The 18,538-nt window shown below is 70.9% G+C and carries 16 protein-coding genes; 7 read left to right on the top strand and 9 right to left on the bottom strand.

Features of this window, described 5'->3' with window-relative positions; translation table 11 throughout:
* Positions 1–35 precede the first annotated feature (35 nt).
* The 3 genes from ABZ192_RS31910 to ABZ192_RS31900 form a co-directional block, all read right to left on the bottom strand.
* The gene (locus ABZ192_RS31910; protein WP_356928031.1) at positions 36–3,350 is read right to left on the bottom strand and encodes a S8 family peptidase; all 3,315 of its coding nucleotides are present in this window, start codon (positions 3,348–3,350) and stop codon (positions 36–38) included.
* A 317-nt stretch (positions 3,351–3,667) separates the two neighbouring features.
* Entirely contained in the window at positions 3,668–4,918 is a 1,251-nt protein-coding gene (locus tag ABZ192_RS31905; RefSeq protein WP_356927954.1) for an Ig-like domain-containing protein, read from the bottom strand.
* Between the two features lie 276 nt (positions 4,919–5,194).
* Complete coding sequence (locus tag ABZ192_RS31900) at positions 5,195–5,527, bottom strand: hypothetical protein (protein WP_356927953.1); 333 nt, start codon at positions 5,525–5,527, stop codon at positions 5,195–5,197.
* Between the two features lie 109 nt (positions 5,528–5,636).
* On the opposite strand from ABZ192_RS31900, the gene ABZ192_RS31895 reads away from it, so the two are divergent.
* Positions 5,637–5,951 carry a hypothetical protein gene (locus ABZ192_RS31895; protein ID WP_356927952.1) on the top strand — a complete coding sequence of 105 codons (315 nt, stop codon included), beginning with the start codon at positions 5,637–5,639 and terminating at the stop codon, positions 5,949–5,951.
* Positions 5,952–6,015: 64 nt separating this feature from the next.
* On the opposite strand, the gene hutH is transcribed toward ABZ192_RS31895, so the two are convergent.
* The 3 genes from hutH to ABZ192_RS31880 form a co-directional block, all read right to left on the bottom strand.
* On the bottom strand, positions 6,016–7,554 hold the full coding sequence (gene hutH, locus ABZ192_RS31890; RefSeq protein WP_356928030.1) for a histidine ammonia-lyase: 1,539 nt from the start codon (positions 7,552–7,554) through the stop codon (positions 6,016–6,018).
* Positions 7,555–7,651: 97 nt separating this feature from the next.
* Positions 7,652–8,803 carry a GGDEF domain-containing protein gene (locus tag ABZ192_RS31885; RefSeq protein ID WP_356927951.1) on the bottom strand — a complete coding sequence of 384 codons (1,152 nt, stop codon included), beginning with the start codon at positions 8,801–8,803 and terminating at the stop codon, positions 7,652–7,654.
* Between the two features lie 197 nt (positions 8,804–9,000).
* The gene (locus ABZ192_RS31880; RefSeq protein WP_356927950.1) at positions 9,001–9,801 is read right to left on the bottom strand and encodes an enoyl-CoA hydratase-related protein; all 801 of its coding nucleotides are present in this window, start codon (positions 9,799–9,801) and stop codon (positions 9,001–9,003) included.
* A gap of 215 nt (positions 9,802–10,016) precedes the next feature.
* Between ABZ192_RS31880 and ABZ192_RS31875 the strand changes: the two genes are divergently transcribed.
* On the top strand, positions 10,017–10,649 hold the full coding sequence (locus ABZ192_RS31875; RefSeq protein WP_356927949.1) for a hypothetical protein: 633 nt from the start codon (positions 10,017–10,019) through the stop codon (positions 10,647–10,649).
* A gap of 30 nt (positions 10,650–10,679) precedes the next feature.
* Here ABZ192_RS31875 and ABZ192_RS31870 read toward each other — a convergent pair whose 3' ends face one another.
* Together ABZ192_RS31870 and ABZ192_RS31865 are read right to left on the bottom strand one after the other, a co-directional pair.
* Positions 10,680–11,783: an adenylate/guanylate cyclase domain-containing protein gene (locus ABZ192_RS31870; protein WP_354741509.1), complete on the bottom strand. Its 1,104-nt coding sequence runs from the start codon at positions 11,781–11,783 to the stop codon at positions 10,680–10,682.
* 342 nt (positions 11,784–12,125) lie between these two features.
* On the bottom strand, positions 12,126–12,992 hold the full coding sequence (locus tag ABZ192_RS31865; RefSeq protein WP_356927948.1) for a biotin--[acetyl-CoA-carboxylase] ligase: 867 nt from the start codon (positions 12,990–12,992) through the stop codon (positions 12,126–12,128).
* A gap of 110 nt (positions 12,993–13,102) precedes the next feature.
* Between ABZ192_RS31865 and ABZ192_RS31860 the strand changes: the two genes are divergently transcribed.
* The 4 genes from ABZ192_RS31860 (at position 13,103) to ABZ192_RS31845 (ending at position 15,833) form a co-directional block, all read left to right on the top strand.
* On the top strand, positions 13,103–14,707 hold the full coding sequence (locus tag ABZ192_RS31860; RefSeq protein ID WP_356927947.1) for an acyl-CoA carboxylase subunit beta: 1,605 nt from the start codon (positions 13,103–13,105) through the stop codon (positions 14,705–14,707).
* Positions 14,708–14,730: 23 nt separating this feature from the next.
* The gene (locus ABZ192_RS31855; RefSeq protein WP_086605521.1) at positions 14,731–14,940 is read left to right on the top strand and encodes an acyl-CoA carboxylase epsilon subunit; all 210 of its coding nucleotides are present in this window, start codon (positions 14,731–14,733) and stop codon (positions 14,938–14,940) included.
* A 111-nt stretch (positions 14,941–15,051) separates the two neighbouring features.
* Positions 15,052–15,180, top strand: coding sequence for a hypothetical protein (locus ABZ192_RS31850; protein ID WP_107062905.1), 129 nt, complete (start codon positions 15,052–15,054; stop codon positions 15,178–15,180).
* Between the two features lie 32 nt (positions 15,181–15,212).
* Complete coding sequence (locus ABZ192_RS31845) at positions 15,213–15,833, top strand: nucleoside triphosphate pyrophosphatase (protein ID WP_356927946.1); 621 nt, start codon at positions 15,213–15,215, stop codon at positions 15,831–15,833.
* Here the strand turns inward: ABZ192_RS31845 and ABZ192_RS31840 are convergent.
* Positions 15,802–16,281 (bottom strand): hypothetical protein, encoded by a 480-nt coding sequence (locus ABZ192_RS31840; RefSeq protein WP_356927945.1) that lies wholly within the window; start codon positions 16,279–16,281, stop codon positions 15,802–15,804. The genes ABZ192_RS31845 and ABZ192_RS31840 overlap by 32 nt on opposite strands.
* 344 nt (positions 16,282–16,625) lie before the next feature.
* On the opposite strand from ABZ192_RS31840, the gene ABZ192_RS31835 reads away from it, so the two are divergent.
* Positions 16,626–18,401: a biotin carboxylase N-terminal domain-containing protein gene (locus ABZ192_RS31835; RefSeq protein ID WP_356927944.1), complete on the top strand. Its 1,776-nt coding sequence runs from the start codon at positions 16,626–16,628 to the stop codon at positions 18,399–18,401.
* Positions 18,402–18,538 lie beyond the last annotated feature (137 nt).

The raw sequence follows: 18,538 nt of genomic DNA, 5'->3' as shown, positions 1-18,538 counted from the left end.
GCTCGCTGACGAGTCCTACAGTCGAGTCCTACGGCTCACTTGCCGTAGTACGCGTTGTAGATCGAGATCGTCGACTTGTTGCCCTTCTTGTCGGCGATCTTGGCGTGGAAGGAGATGGCCTTCCCCTTCGCCGGGTTCTTGAAGCTGACCTTGCCCTTCTTGACGGTGAGCTTCTTCCAGGTCTTGCCGTAGTCGTACGACACGTAGACCGACAGCGACTTCAGGTTGCTGCCCTTGGCCGCGCCCTCGACGGTGACCGGGACGCTGACCGTCTTGCCGGCCGGGACCTTGCTGTCCAGCCCGGTGACCGCGTTGAAGCGGACCGTGGAGGCGGGCAGCTGCTTGATGCCGGAGGCCTTCTTCGAGCGGAACGTCCAGCTCGCGTCGATGCGGGTGGAGGCCGCCGCGACCTTGACGCTGCGCTTGACCGACGTCGTCAGCTTGTACTCGGCGTCACCGGCCGGGACCTTGAACTGCTTCTCACCGAACAGCGGGTCGTCGTTGCTGCCGACCTTCTTGCCGTTGCGGTACAGCGTCGTGTCGACCGCGGAGAAGGTCGAGTAGCCCGCGTTGCCCTTGCCGTCCGCGAACAGCGGCAGGGAGCCGTAGAGCTGGTCGCCCTCACGGAAGAGGCCGAAGTCGGCGTTGAGGCGCGGTCCGAAGACGGCCGTGTTGACGGTCTTCGAGTAGGTCTTGCCGGCGGCGAACTTGTGCGTGCCCATCGCGTAGCCGGCCTCGTCGATCGGGAAGCCGTCCTCGTCGACACCGCCGGACTGGGAGAAGTCGAGCCCCCACTTCACGTCGCCCGCGGTGGACAGGTGCAGCGTCCGGGTACTGGGCAGGGACTGCTCGATGCCCATCGAGGAGGCGCTGTTGCTCCACGGCAGCCAGCCGACGGCGCTGATGGCGCCCTTCTTGCCCTTCGCCGCGGCGCCGAGGCCCGCCTTCACCGTGGCGAACTCGCTCGCCTTGTAGTGCTTGGTGTAGCCGGTGGCCACCTGCTTGACCTTGCCGCCGCCGGTGACGTCGTACTGCTCCTTGTCACCCTTGGTCCAGTGGCCGTCCCACTGCTGGGTCAGGGAACCGTCGGTGATCTGCGGGCCGACGTGCGCGGTGCGGATGTCGGCGTAGGTGTCGAGGAACCAGCCGAAGCCGTAGCTGGAGTCCTTGGTCTCCACGGTGTAGTCGGGCGAGGCGAACTCCGACTTGGCGGCCTTGTCCGGCACGGTGATGTCCACCGGCCTGGCCTTGCGGGCGTCCAGCGTGACCGTCGTGTTCTTGGTGACGTCCAGCTTGGGCTGGGCGATCCAGTCGACGCCCTGGAACTTCTCGGGGTCGTCACTCACGAAGACGTTGGAGTTGAGGATGAACCCGCCCTTGGGCACGCGGGTGGTGACGGTGCCGTCCGCGTCGTACGGCGCGTAGAACTTGCCCTTGCCGAGGCCGGAGACGGCGGCCAGGTCGGCGCTGTAGTTCTTGGAGGGCTTGCCGTCACGGTCGAGGAACTTCAGCGTGAGGTCGTACGACTCGACCTCGCGCTGCACCGCGGCGGCCGTGCGGACGGTCTGGCCGCCGCCCGTCGCCGTCACGTACGACGAGTAGGCGCCGTCGACCGTGCCGCCCAGCTTGGTGTTCACGGTGAACGGGACGGAGGCCTTGCCGCCGGCCGGGACGGTCACCGAGGTGGCGCCGAGCTTGAAGAAGCCGGCCGGGGCGGCCTTGCCCTTCGGGTCGGTGGCGGTCGACGCCAGCTTCAGCGTGACGTCCTTCGTACCGAGGTTGCGGTACGTCAGTTCCTTGGTGACCGGCTTGTCGTCGGTGTGCGGCCACTGCTGGACGCCGAAGCTCACCGAGGACGGGTTGGCGATCACGGACTGCTTGATGGCCTGGTCGACCTGGATGCGGCCCGAACCCTGCTGGAAGGGCGTGTACTTGCCGCCCTTCGTGGAGCCGGTCAGGGCGCCCTTCAGCTCGGGGTACTTCCACTCCGGGTGCTGCTGCTTGAGGATCGCCGCCGCGCCCGCGACGTGCGGGGTCGCCATCGACGTACCGGAGATCGTCATGTAGCCGGCCGGCTTCTCGCCGACCTCGGCGGCTATCTGGTTGCCGGGTGCGGAGGCCGCGGTGATGTCCACGCCGGGCGCGGTCACGTCGGGCTTGAGGGCGCCGTCCATGCCGGGGCCGCGGCTGGAGAAGTCGGCCAGCACGTCCTTGTCGTCGACCGCGCCGACGGTCAGGGCCGCCTCGGCGCTGCCCGGGGAGCCGATGGTCTGCTCGCCGAAGTCGCCCTCGTTGCCGGCCGCGATGGCGAACAGGATGCCCTTCTCCTCGGACAGCTTGTTCACCGCCGCTTCCAGCGGGTCGATCGCGGGCGTGTCGCCGCCGCCCAGGCTCATGTTGACGACGTCGGCGCCCTCCGCGGCGGCCCACTCGATGCCGGCGAGGACTTCGGAGTCGCTGCCGAATCCGCCGTCGTCGAGCACCTTGCCGTTGATGATCTTCGCGCCGGGCGCGACGCCCTTGTACTTGCCGCCGGACTTCGCGCCGGTACCGGCGGCGATGGAGGCGACGTGCGTGCCGTGGCCGACCTTGTCGGAGGTGTCGGGCGAGGTGGTGAAGTTCTTGGCGCCGATCACCTGGCCCTTGAGGTCGGGGTGGGTGGCGTCGACACCGGTGTCCAGGACGGCGATCTTCACGCCCTTGCCGTCGTAGCCGGCGGCCCACGCCTTGGGGGCGCCGATCTGCGGGACGGACTTGTCGAGGCTGGCCTTGCGGACGCCGTCGAGCCAGACGTGCGCGATGCCGGAGGCGGTCTTGTCGCCGTTGGTGACCGCGTCCCACAGCTCGGGCGCGTCCTCCTGCGGCGTCTGCACCGCATCGGCGTTCACGGTCTTCAGGGAGTGGCTGAGCCGGCCGGCGTCGCGGACGTCGGCCTTGGTGGCCGCGGCACTGCCCTGGTAGCCCACGATGACCTTCAGGCCCTTCTTCTGGGCCTTGCGGGTCGCGGACTTGTTGAGCTCGGTGACGTCGAAGAGCCGCTGGTCGAGCTTGCCGGTGGCGACCAGGCGGGCCGCGTCTGCCGGGATCACCAGCGTGTGGCCGTCGAGCTTGCGGACCTGGAAGGGAATGTCCTCGCGTCCCTTGGCCCGCTCCAGGCCGACGACCCGTCCCTTGGCGTCCAGGACGACCCGGTCACCGGTGATCAGTGTGATGCGGTGCTTGGCGGTGACCGACGCCTGCTTCGCGGCCGCGGTCGTCTGCTCGCCGTTCGCCGACGCCGGGCTGGTCATACCCGCCGCCAGGGCCACGGCCGCAGCTGTGGCGACCGTGGCCGCGCACGCCCTTTTCACTTGTCTGCGCAAGTTTCCCCCTTGCAGAAGTACCGGGCGAATTCCCCGTTCACCCGGCCGGGGGTGGTCTCGTACGCATGGGCGTACACCCCCCGGAATTACGCAGTATGCCGAGGTGTGATCAGTCACTCAATAGATGAGAGGGAGGTAAGAGATCCGTCGGCAGGCTGTTACAAGGCTGCGGGAACTCCGTTACAGGGCAGAACGATTGGGCACGCGTGTTCCCCTTGACACGGCCGCACACAAAGGGCGAGCCGCCGCCCGCCCCGGGACGGGGGCAGGGCGGCGGCTCGCCCTTGTGTGCGGCTGCCGATCCGTCAGACCGCGGAACCGGCCTTCCAGTCGGCCCAGTTCATGTTCCAGCCGTTGAGGCCGTTGTCCGGCGCGATGGTCTTGTCGCCGGTGTTCTCGACGACCACCACGTCACCGATGATCGAGTTGTTGTAGAACCACGCGCCCGGGGTGTTCGGGTCGTTCGCACCCTTGGCGTCCTGGAGACCGACGCAGCCGTGGCTCGTGTTCACGTTGCCGAAGATGGACTTCGCGCCCCAGTAGTTGCCGTGGATGAACGTGCCCGAGCTGGACAGGCGGATGGCGTGCGGCACGTCCTTGATGTCGTACTCGCCCTTGCCGTCGTCGTCCGTGAAGCCCACGGTCGCGCCGTTCATGCGCGTCTCCTTGAACTTCTCGGACATCACCATGACGCCCTCGTAGGTCTTGTTCGCGGGCGAGCCGGCGGAGATCGGGATCGTCCGGACGACCTTGCCGTCCTGCGTGATCTTCATCTGCTTGGTCTTCGCGTCGACGTACGAGACCTGGTTGCGGCCGATCTTGAAGGTGACCGTCTTCTGCTGGACGCCGAAGACGCCCTTGGCTCCCTCGACACCGTCGAGCGCGAGCTTCAGCGTGACGGTGGAGCCTTCCTTCCAGTAGTCCTCGGGGCGGCAGTCCATGCGGTTGGCGTTGAACCAGTGGCAGGCGACCTCCTGGCCGCTGGTCGTGCTGACCTTGATGCCCTTCTGGACGGCGGCCTTGTTGGTGATCGCCTTGTCGAAGTTGATCGAGACCGGCATGCCGACGCCCACGGTGGTGCCGTCGTCCGGGGTGAAGTTGCCGATGAAGCTGTTGGCCGGGGAGACCGTGGTGAACGAGGCGTTCTCGTGGGCGACGCGGCCGTCGGAGTCCTTCGCCTCCGCCGCCAGCTTGTAGGTGGTGGAGCGCTCCAGCTGAGTGCTGGGCTTCCAGCTGGTCTTGTCGGCGGATATCTGGCCGCTGATCTCCGTGCCGTCGGACGTCGTCATCTTGACGCTCGTGAGCGTGCCCTTGCTGACGGTGACGGCTGCGGAGTTGTTGATGGAGGCGTTGTCGGAGCCGTCCTCGGGTGTGATCTTGATCTGGGCCTCGGACGCCTTCTTGGCCGCGGCCTCGTCGACCTTCGACTGGGAGCTGTCGCCGCCGTCACTCCCGGAGGCGTTGTCATCGCCGCCGGAACAGGCCGAGAGCACCAGCACTCCGCCGAGCAGTGCGGACGCGACCGTCAGGCCCTTGCGCCGCTTACTGACCGTCATCACACGCTTCTCCATCGTTGCCGATTTCCCCAAAACCCCGGATGTCCCCGTCGCAGTCCAAGTGCCCCCGTCAGGACTCGTGAGTCCTCGTCCGGAACCTTCAACGCTACGACCGGTTCGTCCGGTTCCCCATGTCGCGCACGTGTGGGGATCACCACGTCCACACCCGTCCGCGGCGCACGGGCGCAGACGGTGCGGCTCAGGGTGGTGCGCCGCTTGAGACGCAGTGACCCCGGACGACGGTTGCCGCCCGGGGTCACTATTTTCTCAAGTGCCTCAGTTGTCACTGTCGTCGTCGACATCATCCTCGTCGAGATCCCAGTTCGGCGCATCGGGGTCGTAGTCGATCCGCTCGCTGCTCCAGGAGGCCTGCTGGAGCTCCACCCCCGGCACCTGGCTGACCAGGTCGAACGGGTCGACGAGGTACGCGAGGGCCTCGGCAGTGTCTTCCGTCACAGCGGCCTCGCCGTGGGTCCGTTCCGCCGTCGGCATCTCACCGTCGTCGGCGATCCGGCGCAGCGCGGCCTTGGTGATCCCGTCCGCGTCCTGGACCTCGAGAACGAGTTCCACCCGAAGCCGGACAAAACGTGATGTCTCTGGAGTGCTCATGGCGCGAGCGTACGTCCAGGTCCTCCCGTGACTTTCCCGTGACCCGCGACTTTCACTAACATCGCTCCACACGGCCAATTCGCCAGCGCCACAAGGGGATCGATATTCCGTGTCATCCGCTCGCCGTCCGTTGCTGACCGCCACCGCCGCGGCGACCCTGCTGGGCGCCCTGTGGTTCGTCCCGTCCGCCAACGCGACGTCACACTCGCCGGTGAGAGACGCGGTCGCGGCGAGCCCGTCGCCGCAGGTCACGGAGCAGGCGCGGATCGCGGCCACGACCGCGGGCGACTCCGTCACCGGCACGCGCCTCGCCGACACGGGCAGCTTCGACAGCACGCCGTACGTCCTCGGCGGCACGTTCTTCCTCACGCTGGGCGCGGGCTTCGTCGTGTACTCGGTCCGCCGGGAACGGCTCGGTTTCTGAGGCCGGCTTCTGACGTCACGCGCCCGGTGCCCTGCCGTGTGGCGGGCCCCGGGCGGCCTTCCGCCTACTGAAGCGGGCCGGTGACCGTCTCCACCGCGGCCAGCAGCCGCCCGTCACGCACGAACGCGTCCGCCGCGGCCAGGTCGGGAGCGAGGAACCGGTCCGGCCCCGGACCCTGCACCCCCGCTTCCCGCAGGGCGTCGATGACCGCCCGCGTCGCGGGCGCCGGGGTCAGCCCCTCGCGCAGTTCGATCGCACGCGTGGCCGCGTACAGCTCCACGGCCAGGACCCGGGTGAGGTTGTCGACGGCCGTGCGCAGCTTGCGCGCCGCCGACCAGCCCATCGAGACGTGGTCCTCCTGCATGGCGGAGGACGGGATCGAGTCGGCGGACGCCGGTACGGCGAGCCGCTTCAGCTCGCTCACCAGCGCGGCCTGGGTGTACTGAGCGATCATCAGGCCCGAGTCCACACCGGCGTCGTCGGCGAGGAACGGCGGCAGGCCGTGGCTGCGGTTCTTGTCGAGCAGCCGGTCGGTGCGCCGCTCGGCGATGGAGCCGAGGTCCGCGACGGCGACGGCGAGGAAGTCCAGGACATAGGCGACAGGCGCGCCATGGAAGTTGCCGTTGGACTCCACACGCCCGTCGGGCAGCACCACGGGGTTGTCCACCGCGGCGGCCAGCTCGCGGTCGGCGACCAGCCGGGCGTGGGCCATGGTGTCCCGCCCGGCCCCGGCGACCTGCGGGGCGCAGCGCACCGAGTAGGCGTCCTGGACGCGCGGCGCGTCGTCCTGGTGGTGTCCGGTCAGGCCCGAACCCTTCAGCACGGCCAGCATGTTGGCGGCACTGGCGGCCTGCCCCGGGTGCGGCCGGATGGCGTGCAGCTCGGGGGCGAGGACCTTGTCGGTGCCGAGCAGGGCCTCCAGCGACAGCGCGGCCGTGACGTCGGCGGACCGGTAGAGCATGTCCAGGTCGGCCAGGGCCATGACCAGCATGCCGAGCATGCCGTCGGTGCCGTTGAGGAGGGCGAGGCCTTCCTTCTCACGCAGTTCGACCGGCTGGATGCCGTGCGCCGCGAGGAGTTCGGCGGCCGGGCGCACGACACCGTCGGGGCCCTCGGCGTCGCCCTCGCCCATGAGCGCGAGCGCGCAGTGGGACAGCGGGGCGAGGTCGCCGGAGCAGCCGAGGGAGCCGTACTCGTGCACGACCGGGGTGATACCGGCGTTGAGGAGGTCGGCCATGGTCTGCGCGACCTCGGGCCGTACGCCGGTGTGCCCGGAACAGACGGTCTTCAGCCGCAGCAACATCAGGGCCCGTACGACGTCCCGCTCCACCCTCGGCCCCATGCCGGCGGCGTGCGAGCGGACGATGTTGCGCTGGAGCTGTGCGCGCAGCTCCGGGCTGATGTGCCGGGTCGCCAGGGCACCGAAGCCGGTGCTCACGCCGTACACGGGGTCCGGCTTGGCCGCCAGCGCGTCCACGATCTCGCGGGCCGCGGCGAGGGCGGCCAGCGCCTCCTCGGAGAGCTGGACGCGGGCGCCGCCGCGCGCCACGGCGAGCACGTCGGACGCGGTCACCCCGGACGTCCCCACCACCACAGTGTGCATATCCATATTCAGGAGCGTACGCAGTGAATTCGATGATGTCACCACTGGGGCCCCGGTTCACCCCTTACCGATACGTCACATGCACGGCTCGCTGTCCCTACGGCGCATGCCGCCCCCGGAAACGCCGGCGCTCGGAGTCGGCCTCCTGGGACGGCTCGTCCGCGAGCCGCACGACGGGGTCGTCGGGCCCGGCCCGCCCGGCGACGACCGGCCGCGTGGCCCGCTCGGCCTTCGCCCTGTACTGGGCCGCGTCGGCGAGCCGGAACAGCCTCCGCGCCGAGCGCACCGGACCGATCGGGTCCTCGGTGGACGCCACGCCGCAGGCCACGCCGTCCCCGAGCTCCAACTCCGCTGCCCGCCGGCACAGTTCACCGGCCGCCTTCACGACCTGGTCGGCGGGCGACCCGACCGCGAGCAGACAGAACTCGTCCCCGCCGAGCCGTGCCGCCAGGGCCCCCGGCAGCATGGCCCCGCACAGCGACAGCACGGAGCCGAACCGCTCCAGGAGCCGGTCGCCGGCGGCGTGTCCGTGGGTGTCGTTGACCCGCTTGAGCCCGTTCAGGTCGCAGACGACGAGGCTGACGACGGCTCCCTCCCTGCGGTGCCGCTCGATCGCCTGCTCCAGGTGTACGTCGACGGCACGGCGGTTGGCGAGCCCCGTCAGCGCGTCGGTGAACGCAAGGCGCCGGGCCTCCTCCAGCCGCTCGGTCTGGGCGATGCCGGCGGCGACGACGGCGGCCAGGACGGTGGCGAAGTCGGCGTCGCCCCGCTCGAAGACGGGTTCCCCGACCGGCCGCGCGACGTACAGCTCGCCCCAGGCCCGGCCGTGCAGCACGATGGGCGCGACCACGCAGCAGCCGCGGCCCCGGCGGCGCAGGGCGGCCACGCGCTGATGGCAGTACCCGGGACGCCGCCCTGCGGCGGGCCCCTCGGCGGTCTCCACCCAGGCGTTCGGCTCCCCGCCACCGGCCCACTGTTCGTGCAGGAACTCGGTGATCTCCGCGAACTGATGCACGGGGTAGGACTCGTCCTCCGGGAACTCCTCCTCCCCCTCGGCCAGCTCACCGACGTTCACGAGGACCTTCAGCCGCCCGAGCTCCCGCTCCCACACCGACAGCGCGGCAAAGCTCCCGCCCAGCGCCCGGCACGCTCCGACCGCCGCCGCACGCCACGCCTCATGCAACCCGTGCGTGGCCGCCATCCCCTGAGCCAACGCGACGACAGCCGCGAGCCGTCTGTCCTCACCCATCACCCCAGGCTAGGCAGTTTCCAGCCATTTGGTCCGGTTGACGGCGCGAACGGGGCGCCCCAGCTGCGGGCAGTCGCGCCTCCCCCAGTGCCTTAAGGGCCTGGGAGGTACCCCCAGGGCGGCACGGGTGGGCGCAGCGGCACCCCGCACCGCCGGGCTGCGGACCCACCCTGCCCCAGCGTCACGCCCAGTACAGATCACTCCCCGGGCCACTGAGGCTTGCGCTTCTCATTGAACGCGGCGACCCCCTCCGCCCGATCCCCCGAGAAGGCCACAGCCCGCCAGGCCGCGTCCTCCACCTCGAGCCCGGCCCGCAGATCCAGCCCCTGCCCCAACCGCAACGCCCGCTTCGCCGCCCGCAACCCCACAGGCGAGTTCCCGGCGATCCGAGCAGCGAGCTCCAGCGCCGACTCCCGGTCCCGCCCCTCCTCCACCACCTGATCGACCAGCCCCAACTCCCCCGCCTCAACGGCCTCCACCCGCCGCGCCGAGAAGATCAGCTCAGCCGCCCGCGCCGCCCCCACCCGCCTCGGCAGCAACTGCGTCCCCCCACCGCCCGGAATCACCCCCACCGACACCTCCGGCAGCCCCACCACCGCGGTCCGGTCCGCCACGATCACGTCACACGCCAGCGCCAGCTCGAACCCGCCCCCCAGCGCGAACCCGTGCACCGCCGCCACCGTCGGCACCGGCAGCTCCAGCACCCCGGTGTACGCCCCCCGCGCGACGGGCCGCTGCCGCACCAGCTCCGCGTCGCTGAACGAGTTCCGCTCCTTCAGATCGGCCCCGACACAGAACGCCCGCTCGTGCGACGAGGTCAGTACGACCACCCGTACGTCCCGGTCCTCCCCCAGCGCCGCACACGCCCCGGCGATGGACCGCGCCATCTGCGTCGACACCGCGTTCATGGCCTTGGGCCGGTCGAGGACGAGCTCCGCCACATGCCCCTGCTCATGCCGCCGCACCAGCACGAACTCCCCGAACCGTTCCTCACTCATGACACCCTCCGGTTAACGCGGGTTAACTACCTGACCGCTCCGATCATCGCAGCCCCACCCCACCCGCGAAAGAGCGGACGCGTCCGGTTCCCGCACCACGACCCCGCCCACCCGTTCGAGTGACATCACCCCAACTCCGGTCCGATCGCCCATGGGAGTGCATAGCGTGCATCCGCCACGGCGCACTGGGGGCGCGTGCGTACCGGGGAGGGACCATGACGACGACGAACAGGCCGGCGACGCCGCAGCGGGACGCGGGAGCACCGGGGGAAACCGACTCCTTCTCACCTCGCGCCCGAGGCGGCCGCCACCGCAAACCCCGCCCCCGCAAGGCCTTGCTCGCCGCCGGCGGCCTCGCCCTGGCGGCCGGCGCCCTGAGCCTCGTACGCCTGACCTCCGGCCCCGGCACGGACAGCGTCGGCACGGTCGAGGCCGAGCCCCGCCCGGACCCGGTCACGACCGGCACGGACGAGGCGACGAACACCGCCGCCACCGCTCCCGCCGCCCCCGAGGCGAGCCCCTCGTCACCCACGGCCCTGGGCGGCCTGCCCCCGTCGCCGGGCACCCGCGGCCCGGCCACCGCGTCGCCCACCCCGACGGCGTCCACGTCCGTCGACACCCGCCGCGCGGACACGGCCGCGACTCCCCGGTCCACGACCGTCCCCGACACCACGAACCCCCCGGCACCGACGGCCAGGGGCGAGGCCCCACGCCCGGCCCCGACCCCGCCCGCACCGCCGAGCCGGACCACACCCGCCCCGGCACCCGAGCCCGAGAAGCCGAAGAAACCGCGGGACCCGGGCCTGTGCGTGCCGGTCATCGGCGTGTGCGTGGACCCGCTGGACTGAGCGGCCCTGCAGCCGTCCGCGCCGGCCTCGTCAGCCGCTGTCCCGCCGCGTGAGCAGCCACGGCTCCACGACGCCCAGCCCACGCACCGGCCGCTGCCACATCGGCTGCAACGCGAACCGGTACGTCGGCGGCTCCTCGCCCTCCTTCTCCGCAGCCGCGGCCTCCTCGGCCGCCTCCGCCTCCGAGGACGGGGCGTCCTGCGTGCGGATCAGCTCCTCGGCGAAGGCGGTGTCGACGAGGACGGCGTCCTTCGGGGCTATCGAGGTGAGCCGGGAGGCCAGGTTCACGGTCGTACCGAACACATCACCCATACGGGTGGTCACCGTGCCGAACGCCATGCCGACGCGCAGCTCCGGCATCGTCTCGTCGTGCGCCATGGTCTCGATCAGCCGCAGGGCGATCTCGGCGGCGACGCCCGCGTCGTCGGCGGCGTAGAGCACCTCGTCGCCGAGGGTCTTGATCAGCCGGCCGCCGTTCGCGGCGACCAGGTCGGCGGCGGTGGTCTCGAACGCCTCGACCAGCTCGCCGAGCTCCTCCTCCTCCATCCGGCGGGTCAGCCGCGTGAACCCCACCAGATCGGCGAAGCCGACCGCGAGCCGCCGGTCCACCATCTCCTCGTCGTCGGCGGCCTGCACGACCCGTCCGGCCGAGGCGGCCAGCTGCCGGCGCCAGACGTAGACCAGGAACTCCTCCAGCTCGGGCAGGAGCAGCTCGACGATCGGGTACGTCACCTCGGTGCGCGTCATGCCCGGCTCGGGCGGCTCGGTCAGCCCCTCCAGGAAGGAGTCGATCTGCCACTCGGCGAGCCGCGCTGTGGTCTGCCCGGTGGACCGGGCCACCTGTACGGCCATCGCCTCGCTCAGCAGCCCCGCCTCGACGAGACCGGCGAGGCGCCGCAGCGCGAGGACGTCCGCCTCCGTGAGGGCCTTGGCCTGGCCGATGTCGGCGAAGCCCATGGCCCGCCAGAAGCGGGAGGCCAGTTCCATGGAGACGCCGGCGCTGCGGGCCGCCTGGAACGGGGTGTAGCGGCGCTCGGCGCCCAGGATGAGCCCTTCGAGACGCAGGGCGAGCGGATCCTCGCCGGAGTCGGCGCCCTGCGCGTCCTCGCCGGAACCCGAGTCGTCGACGGTCACGCGTGCTGCCCTTCCGATCTGTCACGGTCATGTATCGACCGGCCTCAACTCTACGGCAGGTGTGCGCCAGCTCACTCCGTTAGGTGGAGCCAGGGGGTGAGGTGCTCGGCGTTGCACGGGCACCCGGAGCTGCCCCACCGTCCCCGGGGGCTCCGCCCCCTGGACCCCCGATCGGCCTGAACCGCCTCGTCCTCAATCGCCGGACGGGCTGAGTGGGCTGATCGATCCACCAGCTGCGGGCCGTCGGTCCGCAGAGCTGCGGGCAGTCGTGCCGCTTGGGGGGGCACGGGTGGGCGCAGCGGCACCCCGCTCCGCCGGGTTGCGCACCCACCCCACCCCGGCTCAAGCAGGCCTCAGGTGCACGATGTCCCCCGCGCCGACAGGCTCCTGCACCCCCTCCCCCGTCGCCAGCACCAACCGCCCGTCCCCGTCCACCGCAACCGCTTCCCCCACCACGGCCCGATCCCCCGGCAACTCCGCCCGTACTTCCCTGCCGAGCGTCGCGCACCCCGCCGCGTACGCCTCCAGCAACCCGCACGCAGCCGCGTCGCCCCCGGCCGCACGCCACTTCCCGTACCACTCCTCCAGCGACCGCAGCACCCCCCGCAGCAACGGATCCCGGTCCGTGCTCACGGCCCCGGCCAGCCCCAGCGACCCCGCCGTGGGCACCGGCAGCTCGTCCTCCTTGAGCGTGACGTTGATGCCGACGCCGATGACGACCCCGCCGTCCCCGGCCCGCTCCGCCAGAATCCCCCCGGCCTTGCGCTCCTCGCCGCGCACGGTGACCAGCAGGTCGTTCGGCCACTTCAGCGCCGTGTCGACACCCGCCGCCCGCGACAGCCCCGTCGCCACCGCGACACCCGTGAGCAGCGGCAGCCACCCCCACCGCTCCACCGGCACCTCGCCCGGCGTGAGCAGCACGGAGAAGAACAGGCCGGAGCGGGGCGGCGCCGTCCACTGCCGGTCCAGACGCCCGCGCCCGGCCGTCTGCTCCTCGGCGACGAGCACCGCGCCCTCGGCGGCGCTACCCTCGGCGGCCCGGGCCACCAGGTCGGAGTTCGTGGAACCGGTGCGCTGCACGACGTCCACCTCGGACCACAGCCCTCCCTCGTGCACCAGGCCCCGGCGCAGGGCGGTGATGTTGAGGGGCGGACGGTCCAGGTCGGACCAACGGCTCCCGTTCGGCTCTGATGCATCTCGCGGCGTCATGCAAGCCACCCTAGGTGTGGTAAACGCCGCACTGCCGATGCGGAGGCACCCCACTAGTCTACGGATGAGTAACCGTCCCCCCTTTTGAGCAGGCAGGGAGCCACATCCCGATGTCCGAGCCGGAAGAGTTGCAGCAGCCCGACATTCACACGACCGCGGGCAAGCTCGCGGATCTCCAGCGCCGCATCGAAGAAGCGACACACGCCGGCTCCGCACGCGCCGTCGAGAAGCAGCACGCCAAGGGCAAGCTGACGGCCCGTGAGCGGATCGAGCTCCTGCTCGACGAGGGCTCCTTCGTCGAACTCGACGAGTTCGCCCGGCACCGCTCCACCAACTTCGGCCTCGACAAGAACCGGCCCTACGGGGACGGGGTCGTCACCGGATACGGCACCGTCGACGGCCGCCCCGTCGCTGTGTTCTCCCAGGACTTCACCGTCTTCGGCGGGGCCCTCGGCGAGGTCTACGGGCAGAAGATCGTCAAGGTCATGGACTTCGCCCTGAAGACCGGCTGCCCGGTCATCGGCATCAACGACTCCGGCGGTGCCCGGATCCAGGAGGGCGTCGCCTCCCTCGGTGCCTACGGCGAGATCTTCCGCCGCAACACCCACGCGTCGGGCGTCATCCCGCAGATCAGCCTGGTCGTCGGCCCGTGCGCGGGCGGAGCCGTCTACTCCCCCGCCATCACCGACTTCACGGTGATGGTCGACCAGACCTCGCACATGTTCATCACCGGGCCCGACGTCATCAAGACCGTCACCGGCGAGGACGTCGGCTTCGAGGAGCTGGGCGGAGCCAGGACCCACAACTCGACGTCCGGCGTCGCCCACCACATGGCGGGCGACGAGAAGGACGCCATCGAGTACGTCAAGCAGCTGCTGTCGTACCTGCCGTCCAACAACCTCTCCGAGCCCCCGGCCTTCCCGGAGGAGGCCGACCTCGAGGTCACCGACGAGGACCGCGAGCTGGACGTGATCGTCCCGGACAGCGCGAACCAGCCGTACGACATGCACGCGGTGATCGAGCACGTCCTGGACGACGCCGAGTTCTTCGAGACGCAGCCGCTGTACGCGCCGAACATCGTCACCGGCTTCGGGCGGGTCGAGGGCCACCCGGTCGGCATCGTCGCCAACCAGCCGATGCAGTTCGCCGGGTGCCTGGACATCAAGGCCAGCGAGAAGGCGGCCCGCTTCGTGCGGACCTGCGACGCCTTCAACGTCCCGGTGATCACCTTCGTCGACGTCCCCGGCTTCCTGCCCGGCGTCGACCAGGAGCACGACGGCATCATCCGGCGCGGCGCCAAGCTGATCTACGCCTACGCCGAGGCGACCGTCCCGCTCATCACCGTCATCACCCGCAAGGCCTTCGGCGGCGCCTACGACGTCATGGGCTCCAAGCACCTGGGTGCCGACCTCAACCTCGCCTGGCCCACCGCCCAGATCGCCGTCATGGGCGCCCAGGGCGCGGTCAACATCCTGCACCGCCGCACGATCGCCGAGGCCGAGGCGAACGGTGAGGACCTGGAGGCGGTCCGGGCCCGGCTGATCCAGGAGTACGAGGACGCCCTCCTCAACCCCTACGTCGCGGCCGAGCGCGGCTACATCGACGCGGTGATCCTGCCGTCCGACACCCGCCGGCACGTCGTACGAGGCCTGCGTCAACTGCGGACGAAGCGGGAATCCCTGCCTCCGAAGAAGCACGGCAACATCCCCCTCTAGACCGGCGAGCCCAGGAGGCCCACATGACGATCAAGGTCGTACGGGGCAACCCGACCCCCGAGGAGCTGGCCGCCGCCCTGGCGGTGGTCAGGGCCCGCGCCGCGGCGGCGGCCGCAACGCCGCCCGGCGCGCCGGACACCCGCGACTCCTGGTCCGACCCGTCCCGCATCGCGGCCCACCGCCTGCCCCAGCCGGGGCCGGCGGCCTGGGGCCGCACCTATTGGCCAGGGTGAGATCGGCTTTCTTCAGGGGCGCGAGGAACCGCGCACTGGGGAACAGGGCGGGGCGCCAATATGAGTACCCCTACTCAGGCGCCCCGCCCTGCCAGGCCGCACGCTGGTCTCATGCTGTGGTCCGACCCCGAGAACGAACCGCCCGAAGAACTGCGTGACACGCAGGACATGCTGCGGCGGCTGAGCGTTCTCCTGGCCCTGGCCATGGTGCTCGCGATGATCGTGATCGGGGTGAGGTGAGCCGGCCTCCATCAGGTGGCTAACCTGACGGCATGACTGCTCAGCGCCGCAGGCGACTCGTCCTCGCCTCCCAGTCCCCCGCCCGGCTCGGGCTGCTCCGCCAGGCCGGACTCGCCCCCGAGGTGATCGTGAGCGGCGTCGACGAGGACGCCGTCACCGCACCCACCCCCGCCGAGCTGGCGCTCGCCCTGGCCGAGGCGAAGGCCTCCGTCGTGGCGGCCCGGCCGGAGGCCAAGGGCGCGATCGTCATCGGCTGCGACTCGGTGCTCGACCTGGACGGCCAGGCCCTCGGCAAGCCCGAGGACGCCGAGGAGGCCACCGCCCGCTGGAAGGCGATGCGCGGACGCGCCGGAACCCTGCAGACCGGCCACTGCGTCTACGACACGCTCTCCGGCCGCTACGCCTCCGCCACCGCGTCCACGGTCGTCCACTTCGGCGAGCCCACGGACGAGGAGATCGCCGCCTACGTCGCCTCCGGCGAACCCCTCTACGTCGCCGGTGCGTTCACGCTGGACGGCCGCTCGGCCCCGTTCATCGACGGCATCGACGGCGACCACGGCAACGTGATCGGCATCAGTCTGCCCCTCGTCCGGCGGCTGCTCGCCGAACTGGGCGTCGGCATCACGGAGTTGTGGGAGCCGGCGGGGAAGTGACCGGAGCGCCGTCGCCGCCCGTCCCGTCCTGGGGCGCGGCGCCGGCGGGCTCGGCCGCCGGACGGTCGTACGTCATCAGCAGCAGCACGATCAGGCCGAGCACCAGCACCATGAACAGGAACGCGGGCCAGCCCACGAGCCCCCAGGTGAACGCGCCGAGCAGCCCGTGCACGACCGCGGCACTGATCATCAGCACCCGCCCGAAGCCCGCCGGGGGCCGGTCCCGCAGCGCCACCAGCAGGGCGACCAGGCCGCACAGCGCGAAGTAGAGGCCGAAGGCGATCCCGCCGATCTTCGACGACACGGACATCATGTGCGGGTCGAGTCCGGCCAGGGACATGTCCTGCCGGTCGACGACGACGCCGAGGAACCAGTTCAGCGCGGCGATGCCGAACGCCTCACCGAACAGCACCGCCGCAACGATCCACGCCACCGGCCTGCGCACCACCGGGCCCACCCACTTACCCCTAGTACGTTCGAGACATCGCGAACGCTACTAACGAGTAAACCCTGGGACAAGGGTTCTGCGGCGGGCAAAGAATCATTGGGCCATTCGTAGGGACTCCACAAAGAAACCGAGTGGCCCGCAGCACGTGATGACAGAGACCTTGACCACAAAGGAGGGCTAGGGTTTCCCGGAGGAGTACTGCGTACCGCGGTGCGACAAGGGATTTCGCGGGTCGAGCGAGCCTCGCATCACGCTCCGTGTGGGCAAGCTCACCACTGGGGACGGGTCGAAGTGCCGTGTCGGCAGTCCCTAAACTCGGCTTGTTTCAAGGAGGGAGCCTCATCGTGCGCAAGGTGCTCATCGCCAACCGTGGCGAAATCGCTGTCCGTGTGGCCCGGGCCTGCCGGGATGCCGGCATCGCGAGCGTTGCTGTCTACGCCGACCCGGACCGGGACGCTCTGCATGTCCGCGCCGCGGATGAGGCGTTCGCCCTGGGCGGTGACACGCCGGGCACCAGCTACCTCGACATCGAGAAGGTGCTGAAGGCCGCCCGCGAGTCGGGCGCGGACGCGATCCACCCCGGCTACGGATTCCTCTCCGAGAACGCGGAATTCGCACAGGCGGTCCTGGACGCGGGCCTGATCTGGATCGGCCCGCCCCCGCAGGCCATCCGCGACCTGGGCGACAAGGTCGCCGCCCGGCACATCGCGCAGCGCGCGGGCGCCCCGCTGGTGGCGGGCACGCCCGACCCGGTGTCCGGTGCGGAGGAGGTCGTCGCCTTCGCCGAGCAGCACGGTCTGCCGATCGCCATCAAGGCGGCGTTCGGTGGCGGTGGCCGCGGCCTGAAGGTCGCGCGCACGCTCGAAGAGGTCCCGGAGCTGTACGACTCGGCGGTCCGCGAGGCCGTCGCCGCCTTCGGCCGGGGCGAGTGCTTCGTCGAGCGCTACCTCGACAAGCCGCGGCACGTGGAGACCCAGTGCCTGGCCGACCAGCACGGCAACGTGGTCGTCGTCTCCACCCGTGACTGCTCCCTCCAGCGCCGCCACCAGAAGCTGGTCGAGGAGGCCCCCGCCCCCTTCCTCTCCGACGAGCAGATCGCCGAGCTGTACTCGTCCTCCAAAGCGATCCTGAAGGAGGCCGGCTACGTCGGCGCCGGCACGGTCGAGTTCCTCGTCGGCAACGACGGCACGATCTCCTTCCTGGAGGTCAACACCCGCCTCCAGGTGGAGCACCCGGTCACCGAGGAAGTCGCCGGCATCGACCTCGTCCGCGAGATGTTCCGCATCGCCGACGGCGAGGAGCTCGGCTACGACGACCCGGCGCTGCGCGGCCACTCCTTCGAGTTCCGCATCAACGGCGAGGACCCGGGCCGCAACTTCCTCCCGGCCCCCGGCACGGTCACGACGTTCGCCCCGCCGTCCGGCCCGGGCGTGCGGCTGGACGCGGGCGTGGAGTCCGGGTCGGTCATCGGCCCGGCGTGGGACTCCCTGCTGGCCAAGCTGATCGTCACGGGCCGCACGCGCAAGGAGGCGCTGGAGCGGGCCGCGCGGGCCCTGGAGGAGTTCCAGGTCGAGGGCATGGCGACGGCGATCCCGTTCCACCGCGCGGTGGTGAAGGACCCGGCGTTCGCGCCTGAGCTCACCGGCTCGTCCGACCCGTTCACGGTCCACACCCGCTGGATCGAGACGGAGTTCGTCAACGAGATCAAGCCGTTCGCGGCGGCTGGGGACGCCCTGGACGCGGACGAGGAGCCGGGCCGCGAGACGGTGGTCGTCGAGGTCGGCGGCAAGCGCCTGGAGGTCTCCCTCCCGGCGTCCCTGGGCATGTCCCTGGCCCGCACGGGCCTCGCGGCCGGGGCCAAGCCCAAGCGCCGCGCGGCGAAGAAGTCGGGCCCCGCCGCCTCCGGCGACACCCTCGCGTCCCCGATGCAGGGCACGATCGTCAAGGTCGCGGTGGAGGAGGGCCAGGAGGTCAAGGAGGGCGACCTGGTCGTCGTCCTCGAGGCCATGAAGATGGAACAGCCTCTCAACGCCCACAAGTCCGGCACGATCAAGGGCCTCAGCGCGGAAATCGGCACGTCGGTCACGTCGGGCGCGGCGATCTGCGAGATCAAGGACTGAGCGACCGGGACGGACACGCCTACGGCGCGGCCCTGGGTCGGGGCCGCTCCGGTGTCCGGGACCTGCTTGACGAGTACGACGATGTTCACGGGCGTCTTCCTTCAGCCGGGGCGGTCAGCGGAACGCCGGGTATCCGG

Origin of the sequence: Streptomyces sp. NPDC006235 (genome assembly GCF_040613735.1) — a bacterium.
Classification (GTDB): domain Bacteria; phylum Actinomycetota; class Actinomycetes; order Streptomycetales; family Streptomycetaceae; genus Streptomyces.
The sequence above is the reverse complement of the archived record's forward strand: the minus strand, read 5'-3'. Positions and strand labels throughout refer to the sequence as shown.